Here is a 24,472-nt window from a genome sequence, read left to right as displayed (position 1 = left end):
TAAAGGCTTATTTGTCGCCTGTAGTTTGACCATCACCATAAGTTTTAGTTGGCTTTGTTTCTGTTTTGATAGGTGGATCTGTTTTGATAGGTGGATCTGTTTTGATAGGTGGATCTGTTTTGATAGGTGGATCTGTTTTGATAGGTGGATCTGTTTTGACAGGTGGATCTGTTTTGACAGGTGGATCTGTTTTGATAGCTGGAGTTGAAGTTGCTTGTGTAGCTTGTGTAGGTATCTCTGTAATTACAGCCCAAGTTCCTTTTTCTAAAATACTTGTAACCTCTTTTCTTAAAAAAGGTAGTGTCACTTTTTGGGATTCTGCAATCGCTTCTTCCCATCGCCCTTGAGATAAAGCTGTTTTTGCTAATTCTAAAGCCTTACGCTCTTTTTCAGACTGCATTGTCCATTCAGTTATAGTTGCAGAGATTTTTCTACCTGTTTGAGTATTGCTAGGAATTTCCTGTAGCAGTTTGATTGCATCTTCTAGTTCACCCTTCTCTTTATATTTTTTCTCGGCAATCTTGAATATTTCATTAGACCATTGCTCAATTAATTTCTGAGACTCTGGATACACAGAACTACTGGGGTTGATTTTGGTCGCGATTGCCAGAGCTTCTTTGAACTTGCTGTCTTTTGCCAAATTTTGCGCTTGTAGTAATTGAGATTTTCCTTGAATCTCAATTAATCCATTGAAGCATTCTTGTTGGATTCCTTGTATTGTTACAGAATTATTCGTGCTGGGAGCGATCGCCTTAGCGCGATCGAGACATTCTTGATATTTACCTTCTGCCTTTAAACTCCGAATTTTTTCTATAGCTGCAAGGCGCTTAGCTTCAGACTGTTGCCAAAATGAGTAACTTAAGATTGCAGCGATCGCCGTTATGACAGCCAACCCAATTGCAACATAAGGATACTTTTTTCGTTGGGGCGATAAATTAATTGGTTCTACTAGATTTGTTGCAGAAACGTCTTCTTCCTTTTCTGTTGGCAATACAACTGTCGAAGGTGGCTCTATAGATATAGGAGATACAGATGCTGACGGAGAGATAGTATCTAGATCTGCGCTAACTATAGTTGAGGTTGGTTCATCGATAGAGGTGATCGCTTCTTCAGGTGATTGAATTGGAACAATGGTTGAGTCAAAAGCACTTGGTCTTTGCAAATTTTGTAAAGCCGCTAAAGCCTCAGTTCCATTTTGAAAGCGCTGAGAAAAATGAGGACGAGTCATCTTATCCAAAAAGTCAGCAAGCTCAGAATTAATGTTAGGAACAAGATCGCGCCAGATAATCTCTCCAGTTTTCTGATCTTCGGGCATTTGGCTAGGTGTTACACCAGTGAGAGCGTGAATACACATCATTCCCGTTGCATAGATATCACTAGCAAACTTTGGTCTCCCATTAGCTTGCTCATCAGGCATATATCCAGGAGAACCAATTGTGAGTGTAAAGCTTGTATATCCTTGATTACTAATTGTGTGGATACTAGTTTCCTTGACTGCCCCAAAGTCAATCAGGACAATCTTCCCGTCGGAAGCACGTTTAATCAGATTAGAAGGCTTAATATCACGATGGATTACATTTTGTTGATGTACAAACTCTAAAGTTTGTAATACTTCTTCTAATAGCCAAAAAGTGAAGGATTCGCTCAACTGTTTACCAGGGACTATTTCTTGACTGAGTACAACTCCTTCAATCATTTCTTGTGCTAAATAAAATTCATTTTCTTCCTCAAAGTGAGCTAAGAGTGCAGGAATTTGACTATATTTCCCTAGTTTGTAAAGAGTTTGAGCTTCGCGATCAAATAACTTTCTGGCAGATTCTAAAACAAACGAACGAGTATCCTTAGGTTTTAGTTGCTTGATCACGCATTTCGGATGTCCAGGCAAATGTATATCTTCAGCAATAAAGGTTTGCCCAAATCCCCCACGCCCTAACTCTTCGCAAATTTTATAACGACTTACAAGAATTTTCCCTAGCATAGTTTTCATGCATAGCTGAATTTGAGCATATATTATTAAGTTATACAAACATAGCAAATATCAGTCTAGTAAAGCTAGAGCAAGATATACATTTAATAAGTATTCAGTATATTTGGTTCCACATATTAATAGGAATTAGCAGTACAACTTAGATTATTTAATACTTTTCTTTCTCGGTTTGTCAAAAGATTTTAATATGCAGTGGTTTAAATTCAACTGGTTAAGTATCAAATCAAAACTGATTGTCATGTTGCTGACGGTTAGCAGTAGCTCGATTGTGGTGACAGCATATCTGGGCTATCAAAGCGGTAAGTCTAATCTCACTGATCGCGCTTTTAATCAGTTGACCAGTGTGAGGGCTTCTAAGGCTTATCAAATTGAGTCCTATTTCAAAACAATTCGCAATCATATTCAGACGCTTAGCAATGACATTTCTGTGGGTACGGCAATTATTGAATTTACCAATGCCTATCGCCAGCTTGAGAGTGTTACTTTGCCAGCCGATAATTCACAAAAAATTACTGCCTATTATCAAAACGAATTTCTCCCTAAATTAGCGAAAACTGAGCAGGGTTCGCCAGTTCTTAATTCTTTTTTGCCCGAATCAACGGCAAGTAATTATCTGCAATATCATTACATTGCGACAAATCCTAATCCCATTGGCAAAAAACATTTACTAGATAAAGCCAATGATGGCAGCGAATATAGTCGCATTCATGAGCGTTATCATCCTATCTTCCGCAATATCATTGAGAAGTTTGGCTACTACGATATGTTCTTGATCGATCCACAGGGAACCGTCGTTTATACAGTTTATAAAGAGACCGATTTTACGACTAACTACACCACTGGAGCCTATAACGATAGTAATTTGGCACGGTTAGTAGCCGCAGTGCGCCGTTCCAAACAAAAGGACTATGCCAGCATTATTGATTTTGAATCCTATGCTCCTTCCTATGGTGCGCCTGCTGCCTTTATCGCTGCACCCATCTTTAATCAGTCTAAGTTTGTGGGCGTTCTGGCAATTCAAGTACCCGTGGACGAGATTAATAATGTGATGACAGGAAATCGTAAATGGGAAAGTGATGGACTCGGTAAAAGTGGTGAGACTTATTTGGTGGGTCAAGATTATTTAATGCGATCAGTTTCGCGCTTTTTAGTAGAAACTCCTGAAGAATATTTACAGACTCTCGCGACATTGGGAGTTAATAAGGAAACATTAAATAGAATTCGTCAATATAAAACCTCGATTTTAGAACAGAAAGTACGCACACAGGCGGCAGAAGAAGCTATTACAGGTAAGCAGGGAATTAAAACTATCCGTGATTATCGTGATATTCCTGTCTTAAGTTCCTATGCGCCTTTGCAAATAGAAGGCTTGAATTGGGCGATTCTTTCAGAAATTGATTTAGCGGAAGCCTATGCACCCATCTATGATTTTGAGCGCCAGTTACTCATTTCGGCGACTTTGTTAATGCTATTAGTAATTCTCTTGGCGATGGCGATGGCTTCGGTATTTGTGAAGCCGATTAATCAACTGATCGAGAGTGCGCGTAAGGTTGCCTCTGGTCAATTAGATGCGATCGCCACTTTAGAAACCCAAGATGAATTTGGCGAATTGGCGCAGTCATTTAACGCAATGGTACTGAGTCTGCGCGATCAAACCAATTTAGTCGAGGAAAAAAATCGTGAGAACGAGCAATTATTGCTAAGCATTTTTCCTGCGGCGATCGCTAAACGTCTCAAGCAAGGCGAAAAGAATATTGCCGAAAGTGTTTCTAATGTGACGGTACTATTTTCCGATTTAACAGGCTTTTCTAAATTATCGGATTCCCTCACGGCATATGAAATAGTTAGTATCCTCAATGATATTGTCTCCATTTTTGATGAAACTGCCGAGCGCTATGGCATGGAAAAAATCAAAACCATTGGTGATAGCTATATGGCAGTCTGTGGCTTGTCAGTTCCCTATCTCGACCATGATAAAAGAGCGATCGACTTTGGCTTAGAAATGCAGGCGATCGTGCGGCGGTTCAGTCAAGAGCGAAACTTCCAATTAAATATCAGTTTAGGCATCCATTCAGGGGATATCGTGGCGGGAATCGTTGGACGCAATAAATTTATTTATGATGTCTGGGGTGACACGATTAATATTGCTAGTGCCTTAAAATCAGCCTGCTCTGAAGGTGCAATCTTAGTCTCTAATGAAATTTATAACCGTTTGAGCGATCTCTATGAGTTTGCTCCCATTGCTGTTAAGGCAGAAAATGGTAAAAGTATTTTGAAAGCATGGCAAATAAAGCCCAAATAATTATGCGTGTGCGGCAAAGCCGCACACGCATAATTATTTGGATCTATGTTTAACTTCGTGAAATTGCCCTATGCTCCAAACTAGTTCTAATCATTTATTTATTTGGGCGATCGCTTTAATCGTCGGGCTTGCCCTATCTGTGATTATCCTTGGCGAGATTATCTATCGCTTGCAACATCGCCGCCGCCCCCTTGCCGCTACATTACAAGTAGTGCGGAACTTAGTCCTGCCGATGTTTGCCTTTATGTTGTTTGTGCAGTACGTGCTACAACGTCCTGCCAGTGACGACATCGTTAAGAGCGTGCAAACTCTCTTTTGGATTTGTGTACTCCATGCGGCTCTCTCGTTACTTAATGCTGTGATTTTTGAGCAAGCCAAAGCTGACACTTGGCGGGCGCGAGTTCCCAAATTATTAATCGATTTATTTCGCCTATTTTTAGTACTGCTCGGTACAGCGATCGTCCTTGCCACAGTATGGAATGCAGACTTAGCGGGATTAGTGACCGCTCTAGGTGTGAGTTCGATTGTCATTGGTTTAGCGCTTCAGGATACCCTCGGCAGTGTCATGTCAGGGATTGCCCTCTTGTTTGAGCGACCTTTTTCCGTAGGTGATTGGCTAAAGGTTGGTGAAATTCAAGGTCAGGTCATCGATATCAATTGGCGAGCTGTGCGTTTGATTACCTTCGAGCGCGAGATGGTGATCATTCCTCACAAGTTGATGGGCAATGAAATCATTCGCAACTTTAGTCGTCCGCTAGCTCTCCATGCTGAACGCATTCGTGTGGGCTTCTCTTACAAAGATCCTCCGAATCTTGCCAAGCATGTTCTCCACAATACGGCGCTAGAAACTCAAGGCATTCTCAAAAATCCCGATCCCCAGATCTTTACAGTTTCTTATGATGATTCAGCAATTACCTATGAGGTGAAATTTTTTATTGCGGATTATGGCGAATTAGAGGAAATACGCGATCGCTTTATGAGTCGTCTCTGGTATGCCGCTCAGCGCAATAGCTTGACGATTCCCTTTCCCATCAGGACTCTCTATCATTTTCATGGTCCTACATCCGAGGCAAAAGGAACCTCAAAAAAGTTTACCGAAAGTCTGCAATCTCTCCCTGCCTTTGTGCCTTTAGATAAGTCTACTCACCCCAATACATCGACTTCGGGAATTGCCTTGCAGCATTTCGGTTCAGGAGAAACGGTGATTAAGCAAGGCGCTGAAAATAACTCTCTCTATATCGTGGTTGCAGGTAGTGCAATGATGATGGTGCGGGATGCCACTGGCAATAGTCACGAAATGTTGATGGTCAAAAATGGTGAGTTTTTTGGTGAGATGACGCTATTTTCGGGCGAGACAAGTCCGATTTCGGTAACTGCGGTTGAGGATTTGGAAGTAATGATGATTTCGGCGGAAGCGGTCAATCAAATGATCGATCGCCAGCCCAACTTTGCCCGTGAAATCAGCCAAATCCTAGAAACCCGTCGTCGTGTGGTGAATACAATTCAGAATAGTTAAACCCTACCTATAGCAGTTTTCATTTTGCCTACGGCAAAATGAAAACTGCTGAGTATGCACTCATTTGTAAATGCTATAACGTTAATAAGAAAGGGGACGCAATGCGTCCCCTTTCTTGTTAATTTCTAATTGCAAATCTTGGTGCAGGGCTGCGGAAAAGATATTGAAAATCCTTTTGCCGATCGCTAACTGATTCAGGTCCATAGCCCCAGAGACTCTTGTAATAAAAGAAGGCAATTCCTAAACCACGCTCTTGGGTAGCGATCGCTTGAGAATAAATTCTTGACATTGGGACATTACTATTCCGTAGTCCCGATAGAATTGCGATACCTGTAGAAATTTTATTTTGGACTTCAGCAATTTCAGGTCGGCTAATTTGAGCGCGGAAATCATCAAGATCACTGCGATAAACCTGCACAATCAACTCATCAACGATACCTTGACGCACCCAGCCTAGCCAATCTTGAAGCTGTTGTTTATAGGCAAACTCGTAATAGTTGGGCGAAACGGAAAAAATAAGATTGGGCTTTCTTTGTTTGACAGCCTTATTTAGATTTGCCATGAATGCGCTAATTTTATTAGCTCGCCAACGCACCCATTCAGGAGCATTGGGATCGGCAGGCGCATTTTGTTTTGTTTCTTGGCGATAGAGATTGAGAGTATAGCGATCATAACCAAAGGTTTTAGGGAGGCTGGTATGATCGTCAAACTGAATGCCATCGAGATCGTAATTAGAAACGGCTTCTAATACTAATTCCGTGAGAAATTTTTGGACTTCAGGATGAAATGGATTGAGCCAAGCTACTTCACCTGCGGCAGTAATGGAAGTATTATCACCATCAATTTCTTGAGTGAGCCAATCGGGATGATTAGTGGCAAGTTCTGAAGTGGGGGGAGCCATGAAACCAAACTCAAACCAAGGCATCACTAATAAATTATGCTGGTGAGCTTGTGCGATGATGTCGGCAACGATATCCTGACCTTCTGCACCACGATAGACAAAGGGTTGAATATCGGCACTTTGAGCAACTGTACTGGGGTACATCACATAACCAGAGTTCCACACTACGGGGTAAATCGTGTTGAAGTTGAGTTGCTTGAGTTGTTGTAGCGCTTGCCCAAGCTGTTTGCGATCGCTAAACATCGTAAAGTCATTACTGGTTAGCCAGACTCCACGAATTTCTTGTCGGGGGATTACAGTTGGGCTAGTGGGTGGTGTAACGGGGAGATTGAGTTGCTTTTGCTGATTAGGCTTGGCATTGGGTTTAGTTTGCGACTGGGCGATCGCCTGATGATCATTCCATCTAGGTATGAAATCAGGAACTAAATTATGAATAACTAATGTGACGGTAAAGGTAATTGCAAAAAGTAGTGACAAAAAACGTTTGCGCGATCGCTGCCTTTGGCAGAAACTGTTGCCAACAAAATATTTTTGCCAATTTGAGAACATGAAACCTCGTTGCATTAGTTTCATGAGTTGCATTAGTTGCATAAATATGAATAATTAAGCTAAGTATAAATACTAGTCGCAATCCTCATTGTATAGCGGTTTTTATTTTGCCTACGTCAAAATAAAAACTACCAAACCTTTACTATGATTGATTCTTTTTGTCTGGCAAATGTGTACCAAACACATCTCCAAAACTCTGTATTTTGAGTTTGTTACGGAACTTGGTATAACAGCAAGCGTCTTTTTGCCGAACAATCTTTGTATTCTTGTTTTTCGCTTATCGCATCAGGAGTGCGCTGTAATGCTCAAGCAAAATCATCGGGCATGGGTAGAAGTCGATTTATCAGCAATTAAACATAATGTGCAGCAATTAAAATCGCTGTTGACTCCACCAACGGAATTAATGGCGATCGTCAAGGCAGATGCCTATGGACATGGGGCGGTCGATGTCAGTCAAGCAGCGATCGAGGCGGGGGCGACTTGGCTAGGTGTTGCTACGATTCCTGAAGGTATTCAGTTACGTTGTGCAGGTATCACAGTTCCGATTGTGGTGCTGGGGGCAACCAATGGTGTTGATGAGATTAAAGCGATCGCAGAATACCGATTACAACCGACAATTTCTAATTCTAAGCAGGCGTTGATTTATCACGATGTGTTGTCGCAAACTGGCGAGCAGATTCCTGTACATCTAAAAATTGATACAGGTATGTCACGACTAGGCGTAAATTGGCAAGAGGCGATCGCCTTTGTGAAGTTAGTACAGCACTTGCCAAATTTAGAAATCATGAGTGTATATTCGCACTTTGCCACTGCCGATGACAGCGATCGCAGCTTTATGCAGTTGCAAAGCCAAAGATTTCAGCAAGTAATAGCATCTCTCAAGGCTGAAGGGATTTATCCAACCCTCATTCACATTTGCAATACCGCCGCCATGTTATGCGATCGCCACATTCATTACGACATCGTGCGAACAGGTTTAGGTATTTATGGACTCTATCCTGCCCCCCATCTTCAAAATCTTGTTGATTTACAGCCTGCCCTTACTGTCAAAGCTCGCATTACCCAAGTTAAAACTATCACCGCAGGTACAAGCGTGAGCTATGGGCGTTCATTTATTGCCCCACAGGATATGACAATCGCAACCGTAGCGATCGGTTATGCTGATGGCATTCCCAGAGGTTTATCCAATCGCATTCGTGTGGCAGTAAATGGGCAAAAAGTTGCTCAGATCGGCACAATTACGATGGATCAATGTGCGATCGATGTTACCCATGTGCCGAATGTGCATGTAGGTGATGTGGTGACATTTCTGGGCGGTGATTCTGAAAATACTGCCGATGACTGGGCAAATTTATTAGGCACGATTTCATGGGAGATTCTCTGCGGCTTTAAGCATCGCTTACCACGTATCAATGTTACAAATGCGATCAGGGTTGCGCTTTTGCATAACTAAACGTGAGTTCGGCTTAAGCTGGCAAATTTTAAAAGCCCAAAAGTAAGAGCGTGTTTGAGAAGTACCTACTTAGCATAAATTTCTGCTTTCTCCCCCTTACAAAGCTACGGTTACACAAGTTATCAGCTATATCTTTAGTTGCTAATGGTCTCCCTCAATCCCCCTTAAAAAGGCGTTAATATACTTGACACACTGCGCAGATTTTTACCCCCCTCAGTCCCCCCTTGAAAGGGGGGAAGTCTAAGTTCTCCCCCTTTCAAGGGGGAGTTAGAGGGGGTTTTAGAGATTTGGTGCGTCAAGTATATTAACGTCAGTTCGACGAAGGCGGAAAATGGTAAAAATCGCTAAGCGATTTTTACCATTTTCCGCCATTTGCGCGGCGCTTCGCGCCGCGCAAATGGCGTTATCGAACTCACGTCAAAGAAGTATCTTTTGGTGAATTAATGCTTGTTTTTTTAGTTGGTGAATGCGGGGAGCGATCGCTTGATTGCTATTTTCTAAATCTTTAACCCAAGTCTCCGTAAGTACTTGAGCATCATCGGGTAAATGCTCTAATTCCCAACCCGAAATTGCTAAGTCTTCCATTAAATAGGACACCTTGGGATCGTAGCTAATTGCTGAACATTGACAACCCTCAGCCGCCGCCATAATTAACCCATGTAACCGCATGGCGATCGCTAAATCCACACCTCGAAAAATTCCTTTCAGTTTGCGAGGATCTTTTTGAATGATGATTTGACTGTGTTTAGGCAATTTGTCATTAAGCGAAGCACAAATTGCTTGGGCGATCGCCTGATCTTGGGAGGGCTGAAAAGGAACTAGTAAAACATGTGCCTCGGTTTGTGCCTGCAAATTTTGCAAAGCCTCCGTAATCGTCGCCAACCGACAGGAAGTTAAAGCAGGGTGCGATCGCAAAACTACAGCCACGCGGGGTGAGGGAATATCACCATAAAGATCCATTGGTGAGGACTCTAATGCCCAAACAGGATCGGGAGCAACTATACTTTTGACTTGCCAATTTGCTAACAACTCGGCGGAATGGCGATCGCGGACGGATACCGCATTACATCCTTGAAAAGCACGTTTGGCGATCCATTGACTTAATTTGCGTTTGAGGGGCCCAACACCTTGCGCCCATGCAAATGTTTGCAAGCCCATTCCCTGTGCCAAGCCCATTAAACCACCGTAATAAATCGGGTTTCTGGCACTGGTCGCATCCTGCATCAAGCTACCGCCACCCCAAATAAATAAGTCCGATCGCTTAAATTCATTGATTAAGCCAAATACCGAATAGCGATCGCTAGCTTTGACTTGATGTAAATTTTCGGTCGCTCTAGGACTAGCCGATAAAACTAGCGGTTGGATATCCTTGGGTAACATTTGTAGCAAAGTGGCAAGTAAAGCTTCATCACCACCATTACCCATTCCGTAATATCCACATAAAACCGCACGCCGCATATTAATTCGCCTAATTTTCGCCTGTTTGTTTGCCTGAAACCTTGCTGAACAAAGGCTACAGCATCAATATTGTATAGGGGCGAATGAGGTTAATCAGCGAACTCTAAGATTTAATTTGCTAAAAAATGAAGGCGGCGCAAAGCGCCGCCTTCATTTTTTAGCAAATCTGGCTATGTAATTTAACATCAGTTAACGCTATTTGCGCGGCGCTTCGCGCCGCGCAAATAGCGTTGTCGAACTCACGTAAATTTATGTGATTTCTACTAAAGTGGCGCTCAAAATGATCATTACACCAATACCAAACCAAAGTAGGGTTGTAAATTCGGGACTGATCCAAGTATTGCCCAGTTGTAATAAGGCGATCGCCGTTCCCGTAATGCTAGCGAGGGATATAGCCAGAACCCAACGCCAACTGGATTTGGTTGTACGCTTAGGCGATTTTTTTAGAGTTTTTACATAGGTGGGGGGGCGATAGACCTGCGGGACAGGTGCAAATTTACGACTTGTCGGAACATTAGTCCTGATATTTGTACTAGGGCGATGGGCTACTTTCGTGGCTACTAGAGTCTTTTGTGGTCTTTGAATATAGTTTTTTTGAGGAGTTCTTACCGAAAATTGAGAATGTAATTGCTTACGCCCCACATAGAGACGCTTTTCCAGATTCTTGAGTCTTAACCAAAACAAGAACCATAGCACGATCGCCATTCCCCCAAAAGCGATCGCTACTTTGACTAACAAAAGCAGCAAGTCTATGTTTTCTTGATCGGATAAAACAATTGCCATATATGCTGCAATTAAGCCAAATTGCGAATTTACTAGCTCCCATTGTTTCATCTAGCCCCAGATCATACAGACTAGAAATCATCAGTAAAAATGTCGGCAAAAACATGAAACTCAAAACAAGAAAAGCGGTGCTTTGCACCGCTTTTCGCTTGCAATAGAGAGACATAACGAGAATTAAACTGGCGTACTGAGATAGGTTAATTCCACATTGGGGGCAAGCGTAATCACATCGCCGTTTCGCAAATCATAGGAAGAAGCGACCTTCATATGATGATTAATAATTACACCATTGACACTAGGCTTCCCAGACAAATCCCCATCAATAATTCGATATAAATATTTGCCACCTTCCCCCGGAACTCTAAGCAACACAGCATGTTGGCGGGAAACAAATCGTGAATAAAGTTGAATATTATTATTCACATCCCGCCCAATTGTGTACTTTAATCCATCAAGTGCGAGTTTTCTACTACCTCTCGCATCTGTGATTAATAGCGTGTGACTAACGTGTATTTCGCTCATTAGCTCACCAAAAAAAGAAGTAGATGTCGCTTACCAGCGAAAAGTATAGGCTACTAGTAAGCATTTGGGTTAATCTCGCTCTACTTTACTCTACAAATGGATTGAATTATAGATTTTTTAGCAATAATTAGCCATGTAACTCATCTTATACCTGAAAACCTATACGTTAAATTTTAGGCAGTAATTGTTCCTTAAATTTTCTTGCATTAAAACTTAAACTTCACGTTAGTTTTGGTGCGAGGTAGAGAATATGCACTTCAGGGGCAAAGGTGACGATATCACCATCTTGAAGCTCGTAGGAAGAAACTTTGCGCAAGGCATTGAGGACAATCCCATTTTTGCTGATTTTTCCTGAAGTACTGCCATCGATAATGCGATAGGTGTCAGGACGGTTAGAATAATGGACTTTGAGCAAGATGGCATGGTAGCGGGAGACAAAATCTGAGTGTAACCTCACTGTGTTATCAGACTCTCGCCCAATTGTATATTTGTCAGCGGTCAACTGCATTTTACGGGTTCCATTATTGTCAGTAATCACTAATGTGTGATCAGAAGTGAGATTAACGCTAAGTTCAGTTTCATCATAGATTCGGTCTGGCATATTGTGTGTTGGTTCTCCATATTTCGGTAGTGTTTTATTGCGGTTTTTATTTTGCTTGGGGCAAAATAAAAACTCAAAAACCTTACTGAGACTGATTTTTGTGTCCTAACTTACTCATTGCGATCGCAAAGCTCTGTCAGACATACCCATACTTTACTTTTTAGCCGATACTTTTAGCCGATGCTTTTAGTCAAAAATATTTATCCCGAAAATATATAGCGCTTTTCAAACAAGCGAGGTAAAGGGTTATGTCCCCGCCGAAGGCGGAGACATAACCCTTTACTTCACTAGATTAATACACGCTATAGCAATATTTATGAGAAGAAATATTCGTTATAGTTAATCAGGTAGAAGCTCATACATGAATATATTCATAACTTAAACTAGCCTATAGTTGGCAACGAAGGAAATCATCTTTAAGGCTACATTGTAGGGATTGTTTTGGAAATTATTTAATAAGCTCAATTAAATACAAAATCCCAACACCTAAGCTATGCAATGGGCGGATTAGGTGTTGATATCTTGCCATAGTCCTATGATGATTGCGATACAATAATCAATTGGAAACAGTTGTATTCGGAGAAATATTGTCAGTGGACGTTACGGAGATCGCACGCCAAACTCAGATTTTATCTCAGCGCCTGAGCATTGCTCAGGACTATCTTTGACGTACCTGCGATCGCAGCGAAAATCAGTGATCTTGAACAAACGGCTGCCCAACCAGAATTTTGGGAAAATAGTGACAAAGCGCAAAAAACAATGCGTGAACTAGATGCACTAAAATCCCATCTTGAACAATTTGAGCGATGGCGTAAAACTATCGAAAATCTAGAGGCGATCGCGGAATTACTCGCCCTCGAAGATGACCCTTCCCTAGCTAACGAAGCAAAACAAAGCCTTAGTCAGCTTTTGCAAGAACTAGATCGCTGGGATTTGGAGCAGTTGTTGTCAGGTACATACGACAAATATGATGCAGTCCTGACGATTAATGCAGGGGCAGGCGGTACAGACTCCCAAGATTGGACGGAAATGTTACTGCGGATGTATACCCGCTTTTGTGAGTCCCAAGGTTACAAGGTCGAAATTTCAGAAATATCTGAAGGTGAAGAAGCAGGGATTAAGTCGGTTACCCTATTGGTGCATGGACGCTATGCCTATGGCTATCTTGCTCCTGAAAAAGGAACCCATCGCCTTGTCAGGATTTCCCCATTCAATGCCAATGACAAGCGCCAAACTAGTTTTGCTGGTGTAGAAGTGATGCCATTGCTAGAGGAAGATGTCGATCTGGAAATTGATCCCAAGGAACTCGAAATTACCACTACGCGGGCAGGTGGTAAAGGTGGTCAAAATGTCAACAAGGTAGAAACGGCGGTACGCATTACCCATTTGCCAACGGGCATCTCAGTGCGATGTACCCAAGAGCGATCGCAATTACAAAACAAAGAAAATGCGATGCGGTTGCTCAAAGCCAAGTTGCTAATTATTGCCCAAGAGCAACGCGCTCAAAAAATTGCTGATATTCGTGGTGACATGGTTGAAGCCGCATGGGGCAATCAAATCCGCAATTATGTATTTCATCCCTATCAACTAGTGAAAGATCTACGTACAGGTGAAGAAACTACGAATATTCAAAATGTGATGGATGGAGATCTTGAACCCTTCATTCAGTCATATTTGCGGCAACAAAATCAGATTATTTAAGTCAATATTTTTGTAGACAGAGTTTTTAAGTTGCCGATCGCAAATTTACAAATTCTGCCCATACGTCCTTAGTATTTTTGGCAATTAATGGCGCTTAGTTATGAATATGCAGTATCAGAGGCATTCAGTTTATCTAAAAAAGTATTTAGCCTATCTTAAAAAAGGTATAGGTCAGGCTAGTTTACTGGGTTTATGTTTAGCAATATCCGCGATCGCCGAACCTGTAATCAATCGCGATCGTTCCCTAACCTTTGCCCAAACAGATCAATCAATAACGCAATTAAATAATATTCTGGCTCAAGCTGTCTTTGGTGATGATCAGTTAACTCGCTATGCTTCGGCCGTAAATGCGATCGAAAATAAACGGCTAGAAATTTTTCGTGCTGCTAAAAATAACTCTAATTGGACAACCGTTGCTAATCTTGCCGAATCTCAACAAACCAAGGTTTGCGATCTTGCCCAACCACCCGAATTTTTACAGGATCTCTGTAGTCAGTTGCGGAGCTTTACCGAAAAAGAAATTCATCAACGGGGATTTACCAACAAAGAGTTTAACCAGATTACCCGTGAGCAAAGACAGAACCCCTATTTACGAGGTTTAATCCAAGCCAAGCAAATGGAACTACGAAAGAGCAAATAAAAATATTTCTAGTATTTGAACGTCAGTTCGACGAAGACGGAAAATGGTAAAAATCGCTAAGCGATTTTTACCATTTTCCGCCATTTGCGCGGTGCTTCGCGCCGCGCAAATGGCATTATCGAACTCACGTTACTTTAAAAAAATATTTCAAAACAGTTGGATTACTCCCCTGTCTCACAAAAGTCCAGTTGGATTGCAAAAACTCTACAGCGATCGCGCTTTTGTGCTTGTCCTAAACTAACTAGTCATAGCAAACAAAATAAAAAAGATTCGGGCATTGTCCGAATCTTTTTTATTTTGTTTGCTAAAACGACCAAAATCGTCTATAAGAAACAAGGCAAAATCAGACATCTACGACATTGGACATGATTATTTTTTCTTGTCCTATTGACAATAGACACTTACAGTCTATAATCCCTCCATTGTTTAGTATGCCCAGTGCTACAAAAGCTACAAAACTCGTAAAGACACGCTTATGTTCGGCTTAAAGTTTGGCGGAAAGTCTAAAAAAGGCATCGGAATCGAAATTACTTCCGAGAAAGTTAATCTTGTTCAATTGCGCCGTAAGGGGCAATCTTCCTATAAGTTAGTGGCGCATGGTAGCGTTGAGCTTCCTGAAGGAATTGTTGAAGAAGGGCGCATTCTCGATCCTGTAGCGCTGGGAGAAAGTATTCGCAGTTTGCTTGCAGAGAAAAAAGTAAAGGCCAAGAAAGTTGCGACAGCTCTACCTGGTCGTGAGACGGTTAGTCGCTTGATTCGCTTACCTGCGGAGATTCCTGATTTGGAATTACGCGAAATGGTACTCAATCAAGAAGCTAGCCTATACTTACCATTTCCCCGTGAAGATGCTGACGTGGACTATCAAAAGCTAGGTACATCATTGGATGATGACGGTATCGAGCGCATTGAAATCCTGATGGTGGCAACGCCTAAGGAAGTAACCGACAGCTATATGCAAGCTCTAGAAATAGCGCAGCTACAGGTTGACGTTGTGGAAGTCAGTAGCTTTGCACTGATTCGAGCAATGCACAATGAGCTATCAAGATTTAGTACTCTCGCGGAAGCTGTGGCGATCGTTGATATTGAGTATGAAGCAACAGAAATTACTGTAACTGTTGATGGCGTACCGCAATTTTCTAGAACCTTCCCAATTGGCACAGCGCAAATTCAAAATGCTCAGTTACGGGCAATTAATCTGCCACCACGGCGGACAACGGATATGGAAATGCTGAGTTCAACGGTTGTACCTGTGCAATCTATGGACACTGCGAGCTTAGCAGGTGGAGGCAATACTCCTGGTGATGCAGCAATCATGAGGGTTGTTGGTGACCTTTCCGATGAATTGCGCCGTTCTATTGATTTCTATACTAGTCAATCTCCTGGTTCAGATGTAGTTCAGCTATTGATTGCAGGCCCTGGCTCTTGTATTGGTCAGTTGAACGAATTCTTTAGCCAACGCCTCGGTATTGCTGCAAGTGCGATCGATCCACTTACTGCTATAGGTGTATCCGTTGATGGTGATATTCCCATCCAAGATCGTATGGCGATGTCTGTGTCTCTAGGTTTAGGTTTGAGGGAGGTTTGAAAATCTATGTATACACTTGATATTAATTTTTTAAATGATCGAGCTGCTGCTGAAGCGCAGGCAGTGGAGCGACAACCGATCGCTGACTCCCAGTTTTTAATCTATGGAGGTGCGGTAGCTGTAGTAGCACTAGCTTTAGTTGGCGGTGCATTTTTCTTTCTCAACTCTGCTAATGAGGGAATACAGCAAGAATTAGCAACTTTAACCGCTAAAGAGACAGAGTTTAATGGCAAGCTCAAAGGGCTAGAGGAGCAAGAAAAGAAACTCCAAGCAATACAAGCCAGAACTGAACAACTTTTAAGTCTATTTGTGGGCAATCTCCCTGTGAGTGCCATCTCTGACGATATTAGAAAGCGTACACCTATCACGGTTCAGATTAGGTCGATTGCTCAAACATCCATACCTGCAACCCCACAAAATCCTAGTCAGTCACTATCAACATTGAGTTTAGATGGGACAGCTACTAACTATAACGAGTTAAACGACTATCTGTTATTGCTAAAGGCATCACCTCTGTTAGATGGAGAAAAAACAAAGCTGGTTTCATCAACTTTGCAACCCGCAACAGTAGAGAAAAACTTCACATTGGTTAACTTTCAAATTCAAACAACTGTTACTTCCAAAAGCCCTGCCGAACTATTACCTCAACTACAAAAATTGGGAGCCGATGGGCTAGTTGCAAGAGTCAATCTATTAAAACAACAAGGAGTAATCAAATAAAATGACAAACGCTGGAGCAGTTTCAGGGATTGATGAGGGTGCAGGTGGTATTACTTTATTTGGGATCACCTTAACTTCCAAAATTTTAGGAATTCTCATAGGAATTGGTGGCATCGGACTTGCTGCCTATGTTGGCACATCTTATGTACAACCTCTCTGGGATCAAGTGCAATCTGGACAAACAAATATTGCAACTAAAAAATCTGGTCTTGTAGCCTTAGAGCAGAAGGTCGCTAGTAAGGGCAATATTGCTCAAAAGATTGAGGATGCCAATAAACAAAATCTATTTGTTCTATCTCTTTTACCCAGTGTAGATAACGTTGATACGCTGATGAGAGATATCCAAGAGCAGATCCCCAAAACTATTACGATCGCGTTACCCCCAGATTTTGCCTATGAATTAGCAGGCACAATGCGAGTTTTTCAGCCCGCAGAACCGGTTAAGGGACCACAGTACAATACCTACTCGTTCACGATTGGGTTTGATGGCAAGTTTGAAGATGTATTAAACACAATTCAAAAAATTGAACGTTTGAAGCCCTTGCTGGTGGTCAAAAACTTAAAATTATCCAAGAAAGCTCTTCCCACCGAGAAATTTAAATTCTCTCGTCCAATTGCCCCTGGTAAGGAGAAAGAGATTCTTGATGTCTTACCACCGTTGATTGGTGCTGATTTTACTTTAGAGGCTTTTGTGCCACTAAGTGAAGCGGAACTTAAGGCAGCTGCGGCTGCAGCGCAACCAGCCAAAAAATAGCAATAAATAAAAAATAACAAGTATGCCTACCTAAATGACAAAGAGGTAGTCCTTGAGTTATAGGTAGGGCTTATTATTTTTTTGATTTGAAATTGACAAAGTATGGTATAATCTCGACCCATAATCGCGTCAATTCTGTCTTGGTTGTGTCGTTCCTTTCGTTAGGACATGTTCCAGTTTTTACAGATTTACTACAAAGATTTAAGCGTATTGAGTTCCGCAAGGAGCAAGAGGAGTGTAATTATGAATGCCAAGTTGAATGATAGGTTGGATAAAAAATTGAGTGGAAAGTCTCTGGCTTGCTGGTTTCTAATTGCGGCTAGTTGCCCACAAGCATTAGCGATCGCCCCTAGTCAAGCTCAAACTCAAGTCTCAGCCAACCAAAGCGATGTTGTTGCTGTTGCCAGTCGCATTACCGATATTAATACTAGTGTGACAGGCGATCGCCTGAATCTCACTTTGAACTTTGCTAGCAGCGATCGCCCACAAGTCACCTATACCCGCCAAGGCAAATCATGGGTGGCTGTCCTCAATGGCGCACAGTTGCAACTCGGTAATGGTAATGCGAGCTATACTCAGTCAAATCCAATGCCTGGTATTACTTCCATTGAGGCAACTCAGTACGCAGCAAATAAGGTACGGATTCGTGTAAATACTGTTGATCCAGAAGTACTCAAAGAGCTAATCAAGCGTCAAGATACTGGTGATAGCTTAGTTTTAAGTCTAGAGACACAGCCTTCAGCCATCCAAAGTAGTTCTATATCATCTGCAAATGCCCCCGAATCTGGAGTCGTTAACAGTCAACAAAATCCATCAGAAACTAATAAAGTCCTAACAGCTCAAGCTACGGCTGCCCCATCTTCCTTTGGTAAACCATTATTTGAGCCAAAGATTACTATTACGTCTGCCGATGGCAAGACTCGTGTTGCGCAGACCAGTGACAATAACACTGTTCCACCGCCTGTCGCTAATCCAGTCACTCCACAATTACCAGGACGTGTCCCTGGAGTTGTGCCACCGTTTCGCCAATTAAGGACTCCTCCTGTTGGCGACATTGCAACCAGCACTGCTAAGCTCCGTCCCGATATTGTCGATCTTGGTACAGCAGAGCGTGTACCAAGAATTACCTTGCGTGATGCCCCAGCGATCGAAGTTTTAACATTAATTGGGCGTGTTGCTGGGTTGAGTGTTGTTTCCGCAGAAGCTCCTGCGGCAGCTGGTGCAGCCCCCACAGCAGGATCTACTACTACTACAGGATTAAAGCAACCAGTGAGTCTCTCAATTGAGAACGAAACTGCTCAAGATGTTTTCAATAACGTATTAAGAATCTCTGGGTTAGAAGCAAATCGTATTGGGCAAACAATTTTTGTTGCAACGAAGCTACCTGTCACCCTCAAAAACTTAGTCACTAAAAGCTATCGCCTTAACCAAATTACAGTTGGTGAGGCATCAGCCTATCTTATTGGATTAGGTGCATCCCGTGTTGTGAATCGCCAGCGTCCGATTCCTGGAACCCAAACAGCACAAATTGGAACAGCATCCCAAGTAGTCGTTAATATTCCAACAGAAGCGGTTCCAACTCTAGAAACAGTTGCTATTACTGCTGAATCTGGTGCGACTCCACTTTTGAAAGGCTTACAAGTAATCGCTGAAGAAAGAGGGAATTCACTAACGTTGATTGGTAGTCCGAAACAAGTTGAATTTGCCGAGGCTCAACTCGCTCGACTTGATTTGCGTAAGCGGCAAGTGGCTGTTAACGTGAAAGTTGTCGAGGTAAATCTAGACAAGAACCAGACAATTGGCTCATCTCTTTCATTTAATGCAAGCAACACTGATGGAAGTGGAACTGGCACAGCAATTTCATCGACATCTGGTGTATTGTCATTGAATTTTAATGATGCGACTACTATTCCATCAATTCTTACTTCACCTCAAAGACTATTCGGCTCACTCAGCGCTCGCGTAGTGAGTGGGAATGCTAAAGTAATTACCGACCCTACATTAACAGTCCAAGAAGGTGAGTCAGCAACAGTTGCGCTCACAGAAGATGTAGTGACTGCGAATACAGTTACTATCACTTCCGTTACAAGTGGTACTACAACGCAGAATTTCCCAACGCAAACCGTAACTACGTCTCCAGTAGGTTTGACATTAAATATTAATGTTTCACGTGTTGATGACAATGGATTTATTAACTTCTCAGTATCGCCGAGTATTAGTGCTCTAGTTACGACTCAGCAACTAGGTGTTGTATTAGGTGTTCAGACCTCACAAGGTTTAATCTCTAAGCGCACTCTTAATTCTGGACAAATTCGGATCAGGGATGGTCAAACTCTTGTTCTCTCTGGTATTATTCGGGATACAGATCGCCAAATTTTAACTAAAGTTCCATTCTTAGGTGATTTGCCGATTATTGGTGCTTTGTTCCGCCAAGAACAAAATCAGAGTATCCGCAATGAAGTGATTATTATCGTAACGCCACGCATTATTGATGATAGTCAAAATGCAAACTGGGGTTATACCTACCAACCTGGACCAGAAGTTCAAAAGGTGTTGGATAGCAATCAACGTAAGTCTCAGTAAGTTTTAGAGCCATCTTTTTCATTTGCACTCCTTTTTACAGTCGTAGAAATATTTCTACGACTGTTTTTTAATGAAAATCTCCAAATTTTGGGTCGAGAGTTGTAAGGCTATAATTGTCATTGATTGTGTTAAGACAAAATCAAAGCCCAAGAAGAGAATAGCGGCGCTATTCTCTTCTTGGGCTTTGCGATCGCTATAAAAATATTTTTTCTAATCTTGCAATAAATGCACACTATTGTGTCATAATTACAAAGCGTCAAAAAAACGCCCTCATGGCTCAGGGGTAGAGCATTCCCTTGGTAAGGGAAAGGTCACGGGTTCAAATCCCGTTGAGGGCTTAAACACTAAAAGTAAAAAGGCGTTGCCTAGAAACGCTTTTTTACTTTTGATCGCTTTCTAGGTCGAAAACTACTTTTTGCCAATACCAAACCTCAGGCATGTTTGGGTTTTCTTGTTTAGCAATATCGATCAGACGTTGCGCGATCGCCATATTGCCACCTACTAGACTAAGTAAACGCTGTTGCAATTCCAAACTAGGCATCTGCATTAAATCAACTGTTGCCGCCGCTTTATCCTGTTGACGCTTAGCGTCCTTATCTTGTTTATCAAGTTCCGATTGCCAAAGATTAATGCGATCTAAAGCATAGCGATAACGATCCATGATCGATTGGTTAAACCAAATATTGGCGGCTTGTTGATAATCAGCGATCGCCCCTTTGAGATCACCAAAGTCATATCTTGCTTCAGCGCGATCGCAATATAGCTGCGGACTTTGATTATTGAGAGCCAGCGATCTTGAAAAATCTTCAATTGCTGTGCGATAGTCCTTAAGCTTTAGATAGGCTTTAGCACGATTTGTATAAATTTCACTATTGCTAGGATATTCGCGTAGTAACTCATTAAAATCAGCGATCGCCCCCTGAGCATCACCAATTTCTGCCCGAATTTTGCCGCGACCAACACGGACTTCAGGATTGTGCGGTTCTAAAAATAGCGCTTGATTGAGATCTTTGAGCGCACTCTGTGGGTCTCCTAATTTACCCAAGACTAAACCACGCAGACAGAAAGCTTTAACATTTTTCGGTTCGATTTGTAGCAGCCAATTGAGATCGATTAAGGCATTTGTATAATCACTCTTATCAATTTTTTGCTGGACATTCGCAAAGATATCCTCCGTTGAAGGCGGTAACAGCCCTTCTAGAGGTTTATAGCTCTCAATGCAACGACGACAATTCTCCTCATCACGAAGTTCTAAAAATAGGCTAGCAGCTTTTTTATAGGTTGCGATCGCCTTTTCGATTTGGTTTTGCTGCTTATAGATCAAGCCTAATAATTGATGGGCTATGGGTGACTTGGAGTTAATTTCGAGGGCTTGGGCAATATCAGCTTGGGCAGCGATGAGATTAGCCTGTGCTAGCTGCGTTATACTTCGTGCAATATAAACATCAATTGCATCGGGTTTGAGGCTCAGGGCTTGATTATAGTCAGCGATCGCCCCTTGATGATCGCCTAAGTCAAAGAGAATCAATCCACGCTGATAATATGCTTCTACACTTTTAGGATTAGCCGCGATCGCATTGCTAAAAGCTTGAATTGCGCCATAGCGATCGCCCGACTTCGCTTTTGCCAAACCCTGTTGATAGAAATCTGGATTAGGGAAAGAATTAACTAGAGTCATGGGCTTTGGTCTTTTATCTTTGTTGCGAATCATTACATCAGTGTCTTACAGCTTTGATTTATTCATCTGTAAGAGTGGCAATCGCACTAGTATTATAGTTAAAACTATACTTTTGCAGTGAACCACTCAGGAGTTGTCGCTATGCCCAAAAAGTCTAAAGATATCAAACATCAGATCGAGAAAACCCTACATACTGTCGCTGATGTTGCACAAGAGCAGTACCAAAAAAATATTAAAAAAGCTCACAAGACTGTTGATAAGCAGGTTGATGTGGTTCGCGATCGTCTCGAAGAATTTGACAGTTGGGCAGTAGAGTCAGTCAATGAAGCTCTAGAGAATGTGGAAAAAAATTTAGAAAAACAGGTTTCTAAAACCGTCAGCCGCATTCAGAAAGCAGCCCAAAAAGTTGCAAAATCAGCATTAGATAAGTTGAAATAATTGAAATAGGAATTTTGAATCCTATGCTTGTCTTCTAGAAATACACCTTCTAACGCCTCTCTACATCGAGATTCTGAAAATCACCAGCTTTTAACTTTGCGATCGCCTCTTCTAACCACAAATTGAAATTGCGATCGCAGAGCGTAGATTTTTTCTCAATAGTCTGGGTCATAGGTTTAGGAGTACTCAATTAGGAATTAGTTGTAGTTTACGGATACGAACGCGATTAGGATCAATGGTGATAGCTAATCCATTTTGCAAGTCTTCCATACATTCAATTATTACGGCTAACAAAAACTTTTTCCGTGTCTCCGCTTTTAAACCTTCAATCCGAATCCGAATAACTGATGGAGGGGTTAATTCATTTAGAGCTAGTATTGCAGTTTTCAGATAAGTACGGTACGAGCTTCAGTCTCAATAAAATAACCAAGAAGGTATTTTTGCTGAAGAGAAGCAATGAAACTAGAAACAGCAGTATTTAAATCCGCTCTATTTCTAGGCTTAAGTTTGCGTAAAAAAGCCTTTAGTTTTGAACAAAACATTTCAATAGGATTTTACTCAGGAGAATAGGTAGGCAGAAACAAGACCTTCGCACCAACAGACTCAATCGCCTCTATAACTAATAGATTAGTATGAACATTGAGATTATCCATAATGACAACCGCACCTTTCCATAGATCAGGAAAAAGAATTGCGCGAACGAAAAAAAAGAAAAGTCTCTGTATCTATCCCACCTGCAAATATCAGAGCACAATGCTTAGTTCCCAATTGGGTACGCTCTCATGTCGGCTTGCGCAAGAACAAGACTCCTACTATGACAATCGGACTTTTTCATCGTCCCGTTTCTATGCTGGAATTACTATCCTCAAGGGGATTTTATTGCCACACTAATTAACTGACCAGTGCCACTTAATTACTACTTTCAATTTCACTCAAATAGCCATATTCCAAATAATAAGTTAAAAATATAACATGACTCACAAAGGCAATAAATCCTTTTTACCAAGCAAAGATTGTATAGTTTGCGGCAAGCCCTTTACATGGCGCAAGAAATGGGAAAAATGTTGGGATGAGGTGAAATATTGTAGCGATCGCTGTCGCAAACAAAAAAGCAATAGTTAAGGTTTGCCAAGCAATCCTTTTGCTATAAAAGACTAATGATCAAAATCTACACACAACGTAAAAAAGCCAAAGCTTGGCTTAAGACCTATCGAGGTAAACGCCCAGTATTTGCCTGTGTGTTGGGTTTTACTGAAACAGGACTCATTCCCAATATCTCCGCCGCAGGAGCCACACCTGAAGACCGTAAATATACAGCGATCGCTGATGCCGAATTTCTTGCCACAGGTAAAAATATCAACTTCCCTTTACCACCTCTAGTGGCAGGCGCATCACCCGTCTTAATTTCCCGTGCGGTTGTTGCCGCACAGTCATTACCCCTATTTATTTTTGATGCAGGTTTAGCGATCGCTCCGACAGATGCAACTAAGGCGATTGCCCTTAATGGTCTACCTGCTCAGTGCGTGAGTACAGGCAAGGCTCTACCCATAGAAACCGTACTGCAATTATTTGTACAGGGCTTAGTATGGGGCGAGAAGTTAGCACAATCAGGAGATTATGTAATTCTCAGTGAATGTGTGGTTGGTGGGACAACAACAGCTCTGGCTGTACTCACTGCTTTAGGAATAGATGCTAAGGATAAAATCAATAGCTCCCATCCCACCTGTAACCATGCTCAAAAATGGAATATCGTACAGTCAGGATTGGAACATCTCTCTGCAGAGGCAACACCCTTTGAAATCGTGGCAACCTTGGGCGATCCCATGCAAATTGTAGTCGCAGGCATGGCGATCACCGCTAGTCGTCATGCAGGAGTCTTGCTCGCAGGCGGCACACAAATGCTAGCGGTATATGCTCTAGCAAGAGCGATCGCACAATATCAAAATCTCACATGGCATCCTGAAGCAATCGCGATCGGCACAACCCGATGGGTTGCCGAAGATCCCACAGGCAATACAATAGATCTAGCCTTAGCTGTACAAGATGTACCATTACTTGCAACCAAACTGAGCTTTGCTAAAGCTAATTTTCCACAGTTACGTGCCTATGAACAAGGCTTTGTTAAGGAAGGAGTTGGTGCTGGTGGTGCAGCGATCGCCGCCAATCTCTATCAAAATTGGACACAGGAACAGTTATTAAGAGCGATCGAATCCTACATCATTCCAAAATACTGAGAGAGTCATCTTCTACTTATGAGTTCAGATTTCTCCATCTTCAAAAATTTCCAGATCCAATAGGTTA

The 24,472-nt window shown here is 42.0% G+C and carries 21 protein-coding genes and 1 tRNA gene; 13 read left to right on the top strand and 9 right to left on the bottom strand.

The features are described from left to right. Positions 1–7 precede the first annotated feature (7 nt). Positions 8–1,978, bottom strand: a complete 1,971-nt coding sequence (locus NMG48_RS11260; protein WP_271251655.1) for a protein kinase domain-containing protein — start codon at positions 1,976–1,978, stop codon at positions 8–10. 196 nt (positions 1,979–2,174) lie between these two features. Here NMG48_RS11260 and NMG48_RS11255 point away from each other — a divergent pair, with 196 nt between their 5' ends. Further along, positions 2,175–4,289, top strand: a complete 2,115-nt coding sequence (locus NMG48_RS11255; protein WP_271251654.1) for an adenylate/guanylate cyclase domain-containing protein — start codon at positions 2,175–2,177, stop codon at positions 4,287–4,289. A 70-nt stretch (positions 4,290–4,359) separates the two neighbouring features. Beyond that, the gene (locus tag NMG48_RS11250; protein WP_271251653.1) at positions 4,360–5,805 is read left to right on the top strand and encodes a mechanosensitive ion channel domain-containing protein; all 1,446 of its coding nucleotides are present in this window, start codon (positions 4,360–4,362) and stop codon (positions 5,803–5,805) included. Between the two features lie 118 nt (positions 5,806–5,923). Here the strand turns inward: NMG48_RS11250 and NMG48_RS11245 are convergent, their stop codons facing one another. Continuing rightward, on the bottom strand, positions 5,924–7,279 hold the full coding sequence (locus NMG48_RS11245; protein ID WP_271251652.1) for a glycoside hydrolase family 10 protein: 1,356 nt from the start codon (positions 7,277–7,279) through the stop codon (positions 5,924–5,926). Positions 7,280–7,556: 277 nt separating this feature from the next. Between NMG48_RS11245 and alr the strand changes: the two genes are divergently transcribed. Next, complete coding sequence (gene alr / locus NMG48_RS11240) at positions 7,557–8,708, top strand: alanine racemase (RefSeq protein WP_271251651.1); 1,152 nt, start codon at positions 7,557–7,559, stop codon at positions 8,706–8,708. 417 nt (positions 8,709–9,125) lie between these two features. Here the strand turns inward: alr and csaB are convergent, their stop codons facing one another. From csaB to NMG48_RS11220, 4 genes are all read right to left on the bottom strand, one after another. Next, complete coding sequence (gene csaB, locus NMG48_RS11235; protein ID WP_271251650.1) at positions 9,126–10,166, bottom strand: polysaccharide pyruvyl transferase CsaB; 1,041 nt, start codon at positions 10,164–10,166, stop codon at positions 9,126–9,128. Between the two features lie 249 nt (positions 10,167–10,415). Beyond that, the gene (locus NMG48_RS11230) at positions 10,416–10,949 is read right to left on the bottom strand and encodes a hypothetical protein (RefSeq protein ID WP_271251649.1); all 534 of its coding nucleotides are present in this window, start codon (positions 10,947–10,949) and stop codon (positions 10,416–10,418) included. A 174-nt stretch (positions 10,950–11,123) separates the two neighbouring features. Next, complete coding sequence (locus NMG48_RS11225; RefSeq protein WP_126385280.1) at positions 11,124–11,471, bottom strand: FHA domain-containing protein; 348 nt, start codon at positions 11,469–11,471, stop codon at positions 11,124–11,126. Positions 11,472–11,691: 220 nt separating this feature from the next. Continuing rightward, positions 11,692–12,072, bottom strand: a complete 381-nt coding sequence (locus tag NMG48_RS11220; RefSeq protein ID WP_271251648.1) for an FHA domain-containing protein — start codon at positions 12,070–12,072, stop codon at positions 11,692–11,694. 593 nt (positions 12,073–12,665) lie between these two features. Here NMG48_RS11220 and prfB point away from each other — a divergent pair. The 7 genes from prfB to NMG48_RS11185 all read left to right on the top strand — a co-directional run bounded on the left by prfB (position 12,666) and on the right by NMG48_RS11185 (position 20,393). Next, positions 12,666–13,773, top strand: a protein-coding gene (gene prfB, locus NMG48_RS11215) for a peptide chain release factor 2 (RefSeq protein ID WP_271255268.1) whose coding sequence is annotated in 2 segments (ribosomal slippage) — positions 12,666–12,737 and positions 12,739–13,773 — 1,107 coding nt in all. Because the reading frame shifts where the segments join, the coding sequence is not laid out codon by codon here. Between the two features lie 100 nt (positions 13,774–13,873). Beyond that, entirely contained in the window at positions 13,874–14,413 is a 540-nt protein-coding gene (locus tag NMG48_RS11210) for a DUF4168 domain-containing protein (protein WP_271251647.1), read from the top strand. Between the two features lie 475 nt (positions 14,414–14,888). After that, a complete protein-coding gene (pilM, locus tag NMG48_RS11205; protein WP_271251646.1) occupies positions 14,889–15,998 on the top strand; it encodes a type IV pilus assembly protein PilM in 1,110 nt (369 codons plus the stop codon). Between the two features lie 6 nt (positions 15,999–16,004). Further along, complete coding sequence (locus NMG48_RS11200) at positions 16,005–16,718, top strand: PilN domain-containing protein (protein ID WP_271251645.1); 714 nt, start codon at positions 16,005–16,007, stop codon at positions 16,716–16,718. Between the two features lies 1 nt (position 16,719). Continuing rightward, entirely contained in the window at positions 16,720–17,472 is a 753-nt protein-coding gene (locus NMG48_RS11195) for a hypothetical protein (protein ID WP_271251644.1), read from the top strand. A gap of 243 nt (positions 17,473–17,715) precedes the next feature. Further along, a complete protein-coding gene (locus tag NMG48_RS11190) occupies positions 17,716–20,055 on the top strand; it encodes a secretin N-terminal domain-containing protein (protein ID WP_271251643.1) in 2,340 nt (779 codons plus the stop codon). Positions 20,056–20,321: 266 nt separating this feature from the next. Then, a tRNA-Thr gene (locus NMG48_RS11185) sits at positions 20,322–20,393 on the top strand. Positions 20,394–20,434: 41 nt separating this feature from the next. Here the strand turns inward: NMG48_RS11185 and NMG48_RS11180 are convergent. After that, positions 20,435–21,733, bottom strand: coding sequence for a tetratricopeptide repeat protein (locus NMG48_RS11180; RefSeq protein ID WP_271251642.1), 1,299 nt, complete (start codon positions 21,731–21,733; stop codon positions 20,435–20,437). Positions 21,734–21,874: 141 nt separating this feature from the next. Between NMG48_RS11180 and NMG48_RS11175 the strand changes: the two genes are divergently transcribed. Beyond that, positions 21,875–22,171, top strand: coding sequence for a hypothetical protein (locus NMG48_RS11175; protein ID WP_126385298.1), 297 nt, complete (start codon positions 21,875–21,877; stop codon positions 22,169–22,171). 49 nt (positions 22,172–22,220) lie between these two features. On the opposite strand, the gene NMG48_RS11170 is transcribed toward NMG48_RS11175, so the two are convergent. Further along, positions 22,221–22,343, bottom strand: a complete 123-nt coding sequence (locus NMG48_RS11170) for a hypothetical protein (RefSeq protein WP_271251641.1) — start codon at positions 22,341–22,343, stop codon at positions 22,221–22,223. 382 nt (positions 22,344–22,725) lie between these two features. Further along, entirely contained in the window at positions 22,726–22,824 is a 99-nt protein-coding gene (locus NMG48_RS11165) for a transposase (RefSeq protein WP_271251640.1), read from the bottom strand. Between the two features lie 319 nt (positions 22,825–23,143). Here NMG48_RS11165 and NMG48_RS11160 point away from each other — a divergent pair, with 319 nt between their 5' ends. Continuing rightward, a complete protein-coding gene (locus NMG48_RS11160; RefSeq protein WP_126385148.1) occupies positions 23,144–23,293 on the top strand; it encodes a DUF2256 domain-containing protein in 150 nt (49 codons plus the stop codon). Between the two features lie 35 nt (positions 23,294–23,328). Continuing rightward, entirely contained in the window at positions 23,329–24,405 is a 1,077-nt protein-coding gene (gene cobT, locus NMG48_RS11155; protein WP_271251639.1) for a nicotinate mononucleotide-dependent phosphoribosyltransferase CobT, read from the top strand. Positions 24,406–24,472 lie beyond the last annotated feature (67 nt).

The organism is Pseudanabaena sp. Chao 1811, from assembly GCF_027942295.1.
In the GTDB taxonomy this organism is placed as follows: Bacteria; Cyanobacteriota; Cyanobacteriia; order Pseudanabaenales; family Pseudanabaenaceae; genus Pseudanabaena.
The sequence above is the reverse complement of the archived record's forward strand: the minus strand, read 5'-3'. Positions and strand labels throughout refer to the sequence as shown.

Bases quoted from the DNA above. Each gene is read 5' to 3' on its own strand.
- NMG48_RS11245 (WP_271251652.1), bottom strand. From the start codon at position 7,279: ATGAAACTAATGCAACGAGGTTTCATGTTCTCAAATTGGCAAAAATAT.
- NMG48_RS11230 (WP_271251649.1), bottom strand. From the start codon at position 10,949: ATGGCAATTGTTTTATCCGATCAAGAAAACATAGACTTGCTGCTTTTG.
- NMG48_RS11195 (WP_271251644.1), top strand. From the start codon at position 16,720: ATGACAAACGCTGGAGCAGTTTCAGGGATTGATGAGGGTGCAGGTGGT.
- NMG48_RS11220 (WP_271251648.1), bottom strand. From the start codon at position 12,072: ATGCCAGACCGAATCTATGATGAAACTGAACTTAGCGTTAATCTCACT.
- NMG48_RS11250 (WP_271251653.1), top strand. From the start codon at position 4,360: ATGCTCCAAACTAGTTCTAATCATTTATTTATTTGGGCGATCGCTTTA.
- NMG48_RS11180 (WP_271251642.1), bottom strand. From the start codon at position 21,733: ATGACTCTAGTTAATTCTTTCCCTAATCCAGATTTCTATCAACAGGGT.
- NMG48_RS11255 (WP_271251654.1), top strand. From the start codon at position 2,175: ATGCAGTGGTTTAAATTCAACTGGTTAAGTATCAAATCAAAACTGATT.
- cobT (WP_271251639.1), top strand. From the start codon at position 23,329: ATGATCAAAATCTACACACAACGTAAAAAAGCCAAAGCTTGGCTTAAG.
- NMG48_RS11190 (WP_271251643.1), top strand. From the start codon at position 17,716: ATGAATGCCAAGTTGAATGATAGGTTGGATAAAAAATTGAGTGGAAAG.
- NMG48_RS11160 (WP_126385148.1), top strand. From the start codon at position 23,144: ATGACTCACAAAGGCAATAAATCCTTTTTACCAAGCAAAGATTGTATA.
- NMG48_RS11165 (WP_271251640.1), bottom strand. From the start codon at position 22,824: ATGGATAATCTCAATGTTCATACTAATCTATTAGTTATAGAGGCGATT.
- csaB (WP_271251650.1), bottom strand. From the start codon at position 10,166: ATGCGGCGTGCGGTTTTATGTGGATATTACGGAATGGGTAATGGTGGT.
- NMG48_RS11210 (WP_271251647.1), top strand. From the start codon at position 13,874: ATGAATATGCAGTATCAGAGGCATTCAGTTTATCTAAAAAAGTATTTA.
- NMG48_RS11175 (WP_126385298.1), top strand. From the start codon at position 21,875: ATGCCCAAAAAGTCTAAAGATATCAAACATCAGATCGAGAAAACCCTA.
- pilM (WP_271251646.1), top strand. From the start codon at position 14,889: ATGTTCGGCTTAAAGTTTGGCGGAAAGTCTAAAAAAGGCATCGGAATC.
- NMG48_RS11200 (WP_271251645.1), top strand. From the start codon at position 16,005: ATGTATACACTTGATATTAATTTTTTAAATGATCGAGCTGCTGCTGAA.
- NMG48_RS11260 (WP_271251655.1), bottom strand. From the start codon at position 1,978: ATGCTAGGGAAAATTCTTGTAAGTCGTTATAAAATTTGCGAAGAGTTA.
- NMG48_RS11225 (WP_126385280.1), bottom strand. From the start codon at position 11,471: ATGAGCGAAATACACGTTAGTCACACGCTATTAATCACAGATGCGAGA.
- alr (WP_271251651.1), top strand. From the start codon at position 7,557: ATGCTCAAGCAAAATCATCGGGCATGGGTAGAAGTCGATTTATCAGCA.
- NMG48_RS11170 (WP_271251641.1), bottom strand. From the start codon at position 22,343: ATGACCCAGACTATTGAGAAAAAATCTACGCTCTGCGATCGCAATTTC.